This is a genomic window from Inquilinus sp. OTU3971 (assembly GCF_038440215.1).
Genome location: NZ_JASATH010000237.1, coordinates 1 through 11,236, shown reverse-complemented (window position 1 = coordinate 11,236; position 11,236 = coordinate 1). Strand labels below are relative to the sequence as shown.

Genomic DNA, 11,236 nt, shown 5'->3' with positions numbered 1-11,236 from the left:
CACCCCCCCCCCCCCCCCCCCCCCCCCCCCCCCCCCCCCCCCCCCCCCCCCCCCCCCCCCCGCCCCTCCCTCTCCCCGAGGAGAGGGAAATACGAGCCGCGGCCCCTTCCCCTCTCCTTGGGGAGAGGTCGAAATCGCACAGCGATTTCGGGTGAGGGGGCGTGCGGCCTCGCCATCCAAGAGCATTCCGTTCCGTGACCCCGTGAGGTCCTGATGCCTACCCTCTCCCTGAACGACCCCACCCTGCTGAAGAGCCAGGCCCTGATCGGCGGCTCCTGGATCGGCGAGGCCGTCGATCCGGTGACCAACCCGGCGACCGGCGAGACTCTGGGCCGGGTGCCCCGCTTCGGCGAGGCCGAGGCCACCGACGCGGTCGAGGCCGCCGAGGCCGCCTTCGGCCCCTGGGCCAAGAAGACCGCCAAGGAGCGCTCCGCCATCCTGCGCCGCTGGTTCGACCTGATCCTGGCGAACAAGGACGACATCGCCCTGATCATGACCAGCGAGCAGGGCAAGCCGCTGGCCGAGGCGCGGGGTGAGGTCGACTACGCCGCCTCCTTCGTCGAGTTCTATGCCGAGGAGGCCAAGCGCATCTACGGCGAGACCATTCCGAGCCATCGCGCCGACGCCCGCATCCTGGTGCTGCGCCAGCCGATCGGCGTGGTCGCGGCGATCACACCCTGGAACTTCCCGGCGGCGATGATCACCCGCAAGGTCTCGCCGGCCCTGGCCGCCGGCTGCACCGCCGTGATCAAGCCGGCGCCGGAGACGCCGCTGACCGCCCTCGCTTTGGCCGAGCTGGCGGTGCGCGCCGGCGTGCCGGCCGGCGTCTTGAACGTGATCACCGGCGACGCGCCGAAGATCGGCAAGGTGCTGACCGGTCACCCGGCGGTGAAGTTCGTCGGCTTCACCGGGTCGACCGAGGTCGGCAAGCTCTTGATGCGCCAGGCCGCGGACACGGTGAAGAAGGTCGGGCTGGAGCTCGGCGGCAATGCGCCCTTCATCGTCTTCGACGATGCCGACATCGACGCGGCGGTCGAGGGCGCCCTGGCCTCGAAATTCCGCAACATGGGTCAGACCTGCGTCTGCGCCAACCGGATCTATGTCCAGGACGCGGTCTATGATGATTTCGTCGCCCGCTTCGCCGCCAAGGTGAAGGCGATGAAGGTCGGCAACGGCACCGAGGCCGGGGTGGTCCAGGGCCCGCTGATCACCATGGAGGCGGTGGAGAAGATCGAGCGCCACATCGCCGACGCCACCGCCAAGGGCGCCGCGGTCGTCACCGGCGGCCACCGCCACGCGCTGGGCGGCACCTTCTTCGAGCCGACGGTGTTGTCCGGCGCCACCACCGAGATGGTGGTGACGCAGGAGGAGACCTTCGGCCCGCTGGCCCCGATCTACCGCTTCCGCGACGAGGCGGATGTGGTGGCCCAGGCCAACGCCACGCCCTTCGGCCTCGCCGCCTATTTCTACGCCCGTGACCTGGGCCGGGTGTTCCGGGTGGCGGAGGCGCTGGACTACGGCATCGTCGGCGTCAATGCCGGAGTCGTCGCCACCGAGGTGGCGCCCTTCGGCGGGGTCAAGGAATCCGGCCTCGGCCGCGAAGGCTCGCATCACGGCATCGAGGAGTTCGTGGAGCTGAAATACGTCCTGCTCGCCGGGATGGGCGCGTAGGGCGAGAAGACGGGAGGGCTGTCGGCCCTCCCCTTCTGAGCCCGTTTGGGAATGCGCTGGCGTGAGTCGGCTGGCGGTGGTTTTGAGTACCGGCGCGCAGCGGACGTTAAAGTCCGTGAGCACCGGAAGCGCAGAAACCGCCGTCAGACGGCCTCGCCAGTAGCATTCCCGAATGGGCTCTACCGCCGCACCGCGTGCGGCTCCATTACCGCCATGGTGAAGCGGACCGACCGCGCGCCCTTGCAGGCATAGGCATGGGGCCGGTCACTGTGCAGCAGGGCCGAGGTGCCGGCCTGGACCTCATGCGCCCGGCCTTCGACCTCCAGCAGCAGCGTGCCAGCGGTGACATGCAGCAGCTCGCGCGTGCCGGGCGGATGCGGATCGGAGACGTGCCGCTCGCGCGGCTTCAGCTCCCAGCTCCACAGTTCCAGCATGTCGGGCCCCTCGCTGCCGACCAAGAGCACGGCGCGGCCGCCCTCCGGCCCGGCCCAGAGCCGCGCCGCCTCCTCCGGCCCGACCAGCCGCACCACATCCTCGCCGCCCAGATCCACCAGCTGCGCCACCGAGACGCCGAGCGCCGCGGCCACCCGGCACAGCGTGGCGATCGAGGGGTTCGAGCGGGCGCTCTCGATCTGCACCAGCATGCCCTTGCTGACGCCGGACAGCCGGGCGAGCGCGTCCAGCGACAGGCGCCGCGCCCGCCGCAGCTCGGCGACATGGCGCGCCACCGCCACCGTCTCCGCCTCGGCGCCGTCGGCTGCAGCACCGGTCATTATATTGACCTTTTCGGTCATTTTGGCCTATTCAGCAAAGTGAACCTTCCGGTCATTTTAGCGAACCGAGCCGATGATGTCCGCCCCGCCTGTCGTCGATCCCGCCATCTGGACCCTGCGTCCCGACTTCGTGGCGCTGAGCCTGGTGGCGCGCGGCGCCCGCAACGGCCCGAGCGACGCCGACAGCGCCGCCCGGCTGGTCGAGGCCTGCGAGGCCGCGGTGGCGGGCCCGGACTGGGCGGCGGCGCATCTGGAGGCCTGGCGCGAGGCCTATCGCGGCTTCGGCGCCAAGCCGCAGCGCACGCCCTGCTCGGCCGAGGCGCTGCGCAAGCGGGCCCAGCGCGACGGCGGTCTGCCGCCGATCAACCGCATGGTCGACCTGTACAACGCGCTGAGCGTGCGCTGGGCGGTGCCGATCGGCGGCGAGGACCTGGCCGCCTATGCGGGGCCGCCGCAGCTGGTGCGGGCCACGGGCGACGAGACCTTCGAGACGCTGGCGAACGGCGAGGCCGCAGTCGAGCATCCGGAGCCGGGCGAGGTGGTCTGGCGCGACGAGCGCGGCGTCACCTGCCGGCGCTGGAACTGGCGCCAGGGCCCGCGCACCCGCCTCGACCTGCCAACGACCGAGATGTGGTTCGTGATCGAGCGGCTGGAGCCGATGCCGATCGCGGCGCTGGAGGCGGTCGGCCGCGCGCTGGCCGACGGCATCCGCGCGATCGCGCCGGAAGCCCGGATCGAAACCACGCTTCTGAGCCCCTGAGCCGAGCGGCGGGGTCGCGCGCATCGCGCCTCCCTCTCCCCGGCCGTGCCGGGGCATCACGACGGTCCGGCCGAATGCCGCGTCGATTGCAGCATGCTGGGTTTCGGCCGCAGCCGTTAGATCCAGATGGGGGTGATCGATGGTACCAGATTGATCGCAGGCCTGCGGATCGCACGGCATCGCCGGGCGCAGCCTGGCCCGCACCCGATCAATCGTCGCGATCGACTGAGCGCCCGATCGCTGCGGCGACGAGCGCATCACGCACCTGCCGGAAACTATCTGAGCTTCTGAGCGTATCGGTTTCGAGGGTTTTGACGTTCGGTTCGGGCGAGCGGTCGGCGTTTCCAGTCTGCGGGCTCCAACGAGCCCTCAGATCCATCCCCCATCGACGACATACATCTGGCTGGTGCACATGCGGGCGTCGTCGGAGGCCAGGAAGGCGACCATGCGAGCGATGTCGTCCGGCTCGACGAAGCCCTTCAGGCATTGCGCCGCCATGATCCGCTCGACGTATTCGGGCGTGTACCAGAGCTTGACCTGCCGCTCGGTCCGGACCGCGCCGGGCAGCACGCAGTTGACCCGGATGCCTTCGGCGCCGACATCGCGCGCCAGGCTGCGGGTCAGGCCCTCGATCGCCGCCTTGGCCGTGGTGTAGGCCGGCATCCCGCCCATTCCGGCGCGCCAGGAGATCGAGCCGAAATTGACCACCGAGCCGCCGCCGGCGTCGCGCATCGCCGGCCGCACCGCCTGCACCATGAAGAACTGGTGCTTCAGGTTCACCGCCAGCCGGTCGTCCCAGTATTCCGGCGTCACCTCGTCGATGCTGTGGCGCTGGTCGTGGCCGGCATTGTTGACCAGCACCCGGATCGGCCCGACCGCCGCCTCCGCCGCCCGCACCATGGCCCGCAGCGCGTCGATGTCGCGCAGGTCGCAGGGCAGGAAGGCCGGGGCCGCCAGCCCCTGCCCCGCCAGCCGTTCGGCCAGCGCCCGCGACGAGTCCGCGTCGATGTCGCAGAACACCACCCGGCTGCCCTGGCGGACGAAATGCTCGACCAGGGCGGCGCCGATGCCGGAGCCGCCGCCGGTGATCAGCACGGCCCGGTCCTGCAGGCTGGGATAGCGCGCGAAATCGGTCATGATACCGCCTGGATGGGGATGATGAGGGCTCGGGTCAGTCGCGGACCAGCGTCAGCTTGCGCTCGAACAGCTCCAGCACCTCGGCCAGGGTGTGGCCGCGGCGGAGCCGGTGCCGGCCTTCATAGACGCAGTATTCCGTCCCCTGCGCGGCCAGCACCTTGCAGATGCCGTAGAGCGGCCGGTCATGGCTGTGCCGGAACACGCTGAACACAGCGATGCCGACGCCGTGGTCGATCGCGTAGTCGCGCCACTCGCCGGCGGCGACGCGATCGAAATAGAGGCCGAGCAGCTGGCCGAGTTCGCCGCGGTTGAAATAGACGCGCCCGCGGCGGCGCCGTATCTGGGAGAGATCGAGAACCTGCGACATACGCCGACGAGACGCCTCGACACCGTTGAGTCGGTCCGCCGAGTGTTGGACAAATCCGGCCCCACGTCCAGACGGACTCGCTTGCCGGGAAATTGACGGGCCGGAGAGGCTATTTGCGCTGCCTCTCCCGCGGGGCGGGAGAGGTCGACAGCGCGCAGCGCTGGCGGGTGAGGGCTGGCACCGGCCTCGACAAAGGGCCCTCACCCGGAGCCGCTTCGCGTCTCCGACCTCTCCCGCAAGCGGGAGAGGCAACGCGTAAGATGCATCTCGATGCAGCGTGACCGCCCTGATATCGCCACACCGTTGGATTGTCTTCCCCGAACCAATCGTCTAGTTAGGGCGGCTCGGCCGCGACGCCCGGCCGAGGCGGCGCCCTGTTCGGAATCCTGTGAATGACCGATATCTTCCGCGAAGTCGACGAAGCCCTGCGCGAGGATCGCGTCAAGGCGATCTGGAACCGCCACGGCACGCTGATCATCGCGGGCGCGGTCGCGATCGTCCTCGGCACCGCCGCCTTCGTCGGCTGGCGCAGCTACAGCCAGAGCCAGGCGCAGTCGCAGACCCGCGCCCTGGTCGACGCCCAGCAGCAGGCCGCCGCCACCCCGCAGAACGCCGCCTCGATCTACGCCGCCGTCGCCGCCGACAGCAGCGCCAACCGCGCGGCCCTGGCCCGCCTGCTGGAAGCGCGCGCCGATCTCGATGCCGGCAAGCGCGACGAGGCCGGCAAGATCTATCAGCAGATCGCCGGCGACAGCGGCGTCAATGCGGTGGTGCGCGACCTCGCCCGGCTCTATTCGGTCATGGCCCGGCTCGACGACGGCGACCCCGCGGCGCTGACCGACGAGCTGGCGCCGCTGGCTGCCGACGGTGCGCCCTGGCGCGCCGAGGCGCGCGAGCTGCAAGGCCTGCTGGCCCTGCGCCAGAAGGATGCGGCCAAGGCCCGCGAGATCTTCGAGGCGCTGTCGAAGGACCCGGCCTCGTCCCCCGGCGTGCGCAGCCGGGCCGAACAGCTCCTCAGCATTTCGAGCAATTGAGGGACCACGCCATGCGGCGACGCCACCTGCTGCCCCGGATCTCCATACTTGCGCTCGCCGGGTTGCTCAGCGCCTGCAGCTGGTTCAAGGAGGCCAAGACGCCGCTGCCGGGCGAACGGATCGCGGTGATCAGCCGCACCCAGGGGCTCGAGCCGGCGGCCGATGCCGGCCAGCCCAGCGTGCTGCCGGCGGTGCGCACCAACCCCGACTGGCGCAATCCGGGCGGGGCGGTGAACCACGTCAACGGCAACCTGGCGCTGAAGATCCCGTTCCAGCGGGCCTGGAGCAGCAGCATCGGCACTGGCGACAGCAGCAGCACGGCCCTCTTGACCGGCCCGGTGATCGCCGACGGCAAGGTCTACATCACCGACGCCTCCGGCCGGCTGAACTCGCTCGACGCCGCCACCGGCCGCTCATACTGGCGGGTGCGGGTGGCGGATCCGGAGCAGGACAGCGTGCCGATCGGCGGTGGCGCCGCCTATGCCGACGGCACGGTCTACGCCACCACCGGCTTCGGCGAGGCGGTGGCGCTCGACCCGTCGAATGGCGGCCTGATCTGGCGCAGCAAGCTGGCCGGGCCGGTGCGCGGCGCGCCGACCGTGACCCAGGGCCGCGTCGTCGCCATCACCGTCGACAACCAGACCGAGGTGCTGGACGCCAAGACCGGCACCGAGGTGTGGAACCACAGCGGCATCACCGAAGCCTCTGCCCTGCTCGGCGGCGGCAGCGCCGCGGTCGACAACGGCGTCGTGGTGGTGCCCTATTCCTCGGGCGAGCTGTACGGCCTGCGCATCGAGAACGGCCGGCCGGTGTGGTCGGCCACGGTCGGCGGCGGCGCCGCCCGCGCCGCGGGCGCCCTGGCCGGCCTGGCCGACATCACCGCCCTGCCGGCGATCGACGGCGACCTGGTGGTCGCGGTCAGCCACGGCAACCAGGCGGTCGGCATCGACATGCGCTCCGGCATCACGGTCTGGGAGCAGCCGATCAGCGGCACCCAGATGCCCTGGGTGGCCGGCGACACCGTCTATCTGGTCTCCAACGAGGGCGTCGCCGTGGCGCTGGCCCGCAACACCGGCAAGGTGCGCTGGGTGCGCGAGCTGGAGCGCTGGACCGACCCCGAGGACAAGGAAGGCCCGATCACCTGGACCGGCCCGGTGCTGGCCGGCGACACGCTGGTCCTGGCCAGCTCGACCGGCGACGGCGTGCTGATCTCGCCCAAGACCGGCGAGGTCACCGGCCATTTCGAAACCGACCCGACGCGGATCACCCCGGTGGTCGCCAACGGAACCCTGTATATTGTCAGCACCGGCGGCACCCTGACCGCCTATCGCTGAGCAGACCGAGCGCATGCCCTTTACCATCGCCATCATCGGCCGACCGAATGTCGGCAAGTCGACGCTGTTCAACCGGCTGGTCGGCAAGCGCACCGCGCTGGTCGACGACCTGCCGGGGGTGACGCGCGACCGCCGCATCGGCGATGGTCAGCTGGGCCATCTGAGCTTCCGCGTCATCGACACCGCCGGGCTGGAGGAGGCGTTCGACGACAGCCTCGAGGCGCGGATGCGGCAGCAGACCGAAATCGCGCTGCAGGAATCCGACGTCGCGCTGATGATGATCGACGCCCGCGCCGGGGTGACGCCGCTGGACGCGCATTTCGCCCAGTGGCTGCGGCGCCAGGGCCGGCCGGTCATCCTGGTCGCCAACAAATGCGAGGGCCGCGCCGCCGAGGCCGGGATGCACGAGGCCTGGGCGCTGGGCCTGGGCGAGCCGGTGGCGATCTCGGCCGCCCATGGCCAGGGCCTGGTCGACCTGCTCGATGCGCTGCGGCCGCTGATGCCGGAGGATGCGGCCGATGACGACGCGCTGGTCGAGGACGACGACCAGACGATGCCGGAGGAGGAAGGCGAAGGCGACGTGGTCGACCCCGAGGTCGAGCTCAACCGCCCGATCCGCCTCGCCATCATCGGCCGGCCGAATGTCGGCAAATCGACCCTGATGAACGCGCTGCTGCGCGAGAACCGGGTGCTGACCGGGCCCGAGGCCGGCATCACCCGCGATGCGATCATGGTCGACTGGTCCTGGCGCGGCCAGGCAGTCAAGCTGGTCGACACCGCCGGGCTGCGCCGCAAGGCGCGGATCGACAAGGTCGACGACAAGCTCGAATTCATGTCGGTCGGCGACACGCTGGAGACGATCCGGCTGGCCCATGTCTGCGTGCTGCTGCTGGACGCCGGCGCCATCATGGACAAGCAGGACCTGACCATCGCCCGGCACGTGATCGAGGAAGGCCGCGCCCTCGTCATCGCGATCAACAAATGGGACACGGTCGAGGACCATGCCGCGGCGTTGCGGCAGCTGAGCGACAAGCTGCAGACCTCGATGCCGCAAGTGCGCGGCGTGCCGACCGTCACCATCTCCGCCCTGCGCGGCCAGAAGCTGGACAAGCTGATGGACGCGGTCTTGGACATCCACAAGGTGTGGAACCGCCGGGTCCGCACCGGCCCGCTGAACCGCTGGCTGCCGGCGATGCTGGAGGCGCATCCGCCGCAGCTGGTGCGCGGCCGCCGGCTGAAGATCCGCTACATCACCCAGGTGAAAGCCCGGCCGCCGACCTTCGCCCTGTTCGTGTCCCAGGCGGAGGAATTCCCGGACAGCTATCTGCGCTATCTGGTGAACGGGCTGCGCGAGAGCTTCGATCTCGGCGGCGTGCCGGTCCGGGTGGTGCTGCGCCAGCCGAAGAACCCGTACGCCGACAAGGACTGATCGCCGCCGGTTTCCGACCTCTTTTGCCGGACGATTGCAATCGGGTCGAAGCGGGGCCAGAGTCCCCTCCCCTGCGGGAGGAGATCGGAATGATTCACGAGTTGCGCGTCTATCACTGCATGCCGGGCAAGCTGCCGGCGCTGCTGAACCGCTTCGACACCATCACCTTGAAGATCTGGGAGCGCTTCGGCATCCGCCAGGCCGGCTTCTGGACCGTCGAGATCGGCGAGAGCAACCAGGCCCTGTACTACCTGCTGGAATGGGAGTCGCTGGCCGAGCGGGAGCAGAAATGGACCGCTTTCGCGACCGATCCGGAGTGGCTGGAGAAGCGCGCCGGGACCGAGCGCGACGGCCCGATCGTCTCCTACATCACCAACGCCATCCTGAAGCCGACGGCGTTCTCCAAGGTCAAGTAGCCGACGGCGGACCGACAGGGGCGGCCGGTTGCGGCCGCCCTTTTCTTTTGCCGGAGACCGACGATGACGAAGAGCTCGATCGACCGGGAGCACTGGGCCCGTGTCGCCCGGGACTGGACGGCCTGGGCGCGGAAGCCGGGCCATGACGCCTTCTGGGCCTATCGCGACGCGCTGGTCGCCTGGATCGGCCGCGGCTCGGGCGAGGCGCTGGACCTGGGCTGCGGCGAGGGCCGGGTGTCGCGCGAGCTGACGGCGCTGGGCTATCGCGTCACCGCCGCCGACACCGTGGCCGAGCTGGTCGAGATCGCGGCCCAGGCTGGGTCGGCGCAGGACTACGCCGTGGCCGTGGCCGACGCCGCCGCCCTGCCCTTCGAGGATAGCCGCTTCGACCTGGTGGTCGCCTACAACGTGCTGATGGATGTCGAGGACGTGCCGGGCGCTCTGCGCGAGGTCCGGCGCGTGCTGCGGCCGGGCGGCACTTTGATGGTGTCGCTGGTCCACCCGTTCCGCGACCGCGGCCGCTTCGCCGGGCCGGAGCCGGACGCGCCTTTCGTCTTCGAAGGCAGCTATTACGGCCGCGAGCGCTTCGAGGGCAGCGAGGAGCGCGACGGGCTGCGCATGGATTTCGCCGGCTGGTCGCAGCCGCTCGAGGCCTATGCCGCGGCGCTGGAGGCCGCCGGCCTGGCCATCACCTCGATCCGCGAGCCGCAGCCGGACCATCCGGACGGCAACGCCCTGCTGCAGCAATGGATGCGGCTGCCGCTGTTCCTGTGGCTGAAGGCCCGGCCGCTCGCTTAGCGGCCTACGGCAGGATCTTCCCCGGGTTCAGTATCCCCTTCGGGTCCAGCGCCGCCTTGATCGCCGCCATCGCCGCCCGCCGCGCCGGGTCGCCGTAACGGCGGAAGGCGTCCTGCTTCTCCAGCCCGATGCCGTGCTCGGCCGAGAAGGAGCCGCCGGCTTCGGCCAGCCCGTCATAGAGGATCGCCTCGATCCGCGCCTCCGACCCGGGCGGGCGGTCGCCGACCATGACGTGCAGGTTGCCGTCGGCGAGATGACCGAAGACATAGACCCGCATCGCCGGCGAGAAAGCCGCCGCCAGATCCGAGCGGATCCGCTCGACATAGGCGGGCAGCCCTGACAGCGGCACCGAGACGTCGAAGGTCTTGGCGTCCGGGCAGGGCCGGCTGACCGCGTCGGAATCGTCGCGGATGCGCCAGAACATCTCGCGCTGCCGCTCGTTCTGCGCCAGCGCGGCGCCGGTGACCGGCCCCTCCTCCCACAGCGCCCCGATCTCCGCCTCCATCGCCGCGGCGATGTCGATGTCCGGGTCCTGCTCCGCCTCGGCCAGCAGATAGACCGGCGCCGGGTCGAGGCCGAAGCCGGACAGGGCGACGCCATGCTCCTGCGCCACCGTCTCGGCGTAGGCGTGCCACAGGATCTCCAGCGCCCGCAGCCGGCCGGGGAAGCGGTCGCGCAGCCGCCCCGCCGCGATCAGCGCCGCCTCGGCCGAGGCGCAGGCGACCAGCGCCGTCGCCGCCGGGGCGACCTGTCGCTCCAGCCGGATCACGGCCCGGGTGACGATGCCGAGCGTGCCCTCCGACCCGGCGATCAGGTCTTTCAGATCGTAGCCGGTGTTGTTCTTCAGCACCCGCACCAGGTCGGACACCATGGTGCCGTCGGCGCGCAGGAATTCCAGGCCGAGCACCCGGTGGCGCATGGTGCCGCGGCGGAACGCCTCGATGCCGCCGGCATTGGTCGCGATCAGCCCGCCGATGGTGGCGGAGCCGCGGGCGGCGAGGTCGATGCCGGGGGTCAGCCCGTGCTCCGCCGCCGCTTCCTGCAGCTGCTGCAGCGTCACCCCGGCCTCGACCACGGCAAGGCGGGCGGCGGTGTCGATCTCGAGGACCCGGTCGAGCCGGCGGGTGCTGAGCACGATCTGCCCGGGTTGCGAGGCGCCGCCGCCGACCAGCCCCGTGCGGCCGCCATGCGGCACCACCGAGACACCGGCCTCGTGGCACAGCGCCAGCACCGCCGACGCCTCCTCCACGCTGCGGGGCGAGGCCTGGATGCCGGCCGCCAAATTGTCGGGATGATAGCCGGGATCGAGCCCGGCCAGGGCACCGGCCCGCGCCACGCCACCCGGGCCGAGCAGCGCATCGAGGCGGGCGAGGAAGGCGGCGTCGAGGATGGTCATGGCAGTCCCGGTCGGTGACGGCCGAGAATGGCGGGGGCGCACGGCCGGATCAAGGCCGACCGGAGATAACGGCACGAACCCCCTCCCCCTACCCCCCTCCCGCAGGGGGAGGGGGGACTCT

Annotated in this window: 11 protein-coding genes; 7 read left to right on the top strand and 4 right to left on the bottom strand. The window is 70.9% G+C overall.

The features are described 5' to 3' along the window. Positions 1-213 precede the first annotated feature (213 nt). Positions 214-1,671 carry an NAD-dependent succinate-semialdehyde dehydrogenase gene (locus AAHM41_RS35720; RefSeq protein ID WP_342241399.1) on the top strand — a complete coding sequence of 486 codons (1,458 nt, stop codon included), beginning with the start codon at positions 214-216 and terminating at the stop codon, positions 1,669-1,671. A 179-nt stretch (positions 1,672-1,850) separates the two neighbouring features. Here AAHM41_RS35720 and AAHM41_RS35715 read toward each other — a convergent pair whose 3' ends face one another. Beyond that, on the bottom strand, positions 1,851-2,444 hold the full coding sequence (locus AAHM41_RS35715; RefSeq protein WP_342241398.1) for a helix-turn-helix domain-containing protein: 594 nt from the start codon (positions 2,442-2,444) through the stop codon (positions 1,851-1,853). Positions 2,445-2,520: 76 nt separating this feature from the next. On the opposite strand from AAHM41_RS35715, the gene AAHM41_RS35710 reads away from it, so the two are divergent. Continuing rightward, complete coding sequence (locus tag AAHM41_RS35710; protein WP_342241397.1) at positions 2,521-3,204, top strand: B3/B4 domain-containing protein; 684 nt, start codon at positions 2,521-2,523, stop codon at positions 3,202-3,204. A 369-nt stretch (positions 3,205-3,573) separates the two neighbouring features. Here AAHM41_RS35710 and AAHM41_RS35705 read toward each other — a convergent pair whose 3' ends face one another. Both AAHM41_RS35705 and AAHM41_RS35700 read right to left on the bottom strand, forming a co-directional pair. Continuing rightward, the gene (locus AAHM41_RS35705; RefSeq protein ID WP_342241396.1) at positions 3,574-4,341 is read right to left on the bottom strand and encodes an SDR family NAD(P)-dependent oxidoreductase; all 768 of its coding nucleotides are present in this window, start codon (positions 4,339-4,341) and stop codon (positions 3,574-3,576) included. 34 nt (positions 4,342-4,375) lie between these two features. Then, entirely contained in the window at positions 4,376-4,708 is a 333-nt protein-coding gene (locus AAHM41_RS35700) for a DUF2794 domain-containing protein (RefSeq protein WP_342241395.1), read from the bottom strand. 392 nt (positions 4,709-5,100) lie between these two features. Here AAHM41_RS35700 and AAHM41_RS35695 point away from each other — a divergent pair, with 392 nt between their 5' ends. The 5 genes from AAHM41_RS35695 (at position 5,101) to AAHM41_RS35675 (ending at position 9,719) form a co-directional block, all read left to right on the top strand. Further along, positions 5,101-5,742: a tetratricopeptide repeat protein gene (locus AAHM41_RS35695; protein ID WP_342241394.1), complete on the top strand. Its 642-nt coding sequence runs from the start codon at positions 5,101-5,103 to the stop codon at positions 5,740-5,742. 11 nt (positions 5,743-5,753) lie between these two features. Further along, the gene (locus AAHM41_RS35690) at positions 5,754-7,076 is read left to right on the top strand and encodes an outer membrane protein assembly factor BamB family protein (RefSeq protein WP_342241393.1); all 1,323 of its coding nucleotides are present in this window, start codon (positions 5,754-5,756) and stop codon (positions 7,074-7,076) included. 13 nt (positions 7,077-7,089) lie between these two features. After that, the gene (gene der, locus AAHM41_RS35685; protein WP_342241392.1) at positions 7,090-8,505 is read left to right on the top strand and encodes a ribosome biogenesis GTPase Der; all 1,416 of its coding nucleotides are present in this window, start codon (positions 7,090-7,092) and stop codon (positions 8,503-8,505) included. Between the two features lie 89 nt (positions 8,506-8,594). After that, the gene (locus AAHM41_RS35680) at positions 8,595-8,921 is read left to right on the top strand and encodes an NIPSNAP family protein (RefSeq protein WP_342241391.1); all 327 of its coding nucleotides are present in this window, start codon (positions 8,595-8,597) and stop codon (positions 8,919-8,921) included. A gap of 63 nt (positions 8,922-8,984) precedes the next feature. Continuing rightward, a complete protein-coding gene (locus tag AAHM41_RS35675; protein WP_342241390.1) occupies positions 8,985-9,719 on the top strand; it encodes a class I SAM-dependent methyltransferase in 735 nt (244 codons plus the stop codon). A 4-nt stretch (positions 9,720-9,723) separates the two neighbouring features. Here AAHM41_RS35675 and AAHM41_RS35670 read toward each other — a convergent pair whose 3' ends face one another. Next, entirely contained in the window at positions 9,724-11,115 is a 1,392-nt protein-coding gene (locus tag AAHM41_RS35670) for an FAD-binding oxidoreductase (RefSeq protein ID WP_342241389.1), read from the bottom strand. Positions 11,116-11,236: the final 121 nt, after the last annotated feature.

Coding starts and splice junctions, on each gene's coding strand:
- AAHM41_RS35700 (WP_342241395.1), bottom strand. CDS start 4,708: ATGTCGCAGGTTCTCGATCTCTCCCAGATACGGCGCCGCCGCGGGCGC.
- AAHM41_RS35720 (WP_342241399.1), top strand. CDS start 214: ATGCCTACCCTCTCCCTGAACGACCCCACCCTGCTGAAGAGCCAGGCC.
- AAHM41_RS35715 (WP_342241398.1), bottom strand. CDS start 2,444: ATGACCGGTGCTGCAGCCGACGGCGCCGAGGCGGAGACGGTGGCGGTG.
- AAHM41_RS35680 (WP_342241391.1), top strand. CDS start 8,595: ATGATTCACGAGTTGCGCGTCTATCACTGCATGCCGGGCAAGCTGCCG.
- der (WP_342241392.1), top strand. CDS start 7,090: ATGCCCTTTACCATCGCCATCATCGGCCGACCGAATGTCGGCAAGTCG.
- AAHM41_RS35670 (WP_342241389.1), bottom strand. CDS start 11,115: ATGACCATCCTCGACGCCGCCTTCCTCGCCCGCCTCGATGCGCTGCTC.
- AAHM41_RS35710 (WP_342241397.1), top strand. CDS start 2,521: ATGTCCGCCCCGCCTGTCGTCGATCCCGCCATCTGGACCCTGCGTCCC.
- AAHM41_RS35695 (WP_342241394.1), top strand. CDS start 5,101: ATGACCGATATCTTCCGCGAAGTCGACGAAGCCCTGCGCGAGGATCGC.
- AAHM41_RS35690 (WP_342241393.1), top strand. CDS start 5,754: ATGCGGCGACGCCACCTGCTGCCCCGGATCTCCATACTTGCGCTCGCC.
- AAHM41_RS35705 (WP_342241396.1), bottom strand. CDS start 4,341: ATGACCGATTTCGCGCGCTATCCCAGCCTGCAGGACCGGGCCGTGCTG.
- AAHM41_RS35675 (WP_342241390.1), top strand. CDS start 8,985: ATGACGAAGAGCTCGATCGACCGGGAGCACTGGGCCCGTGTCGCCCGG.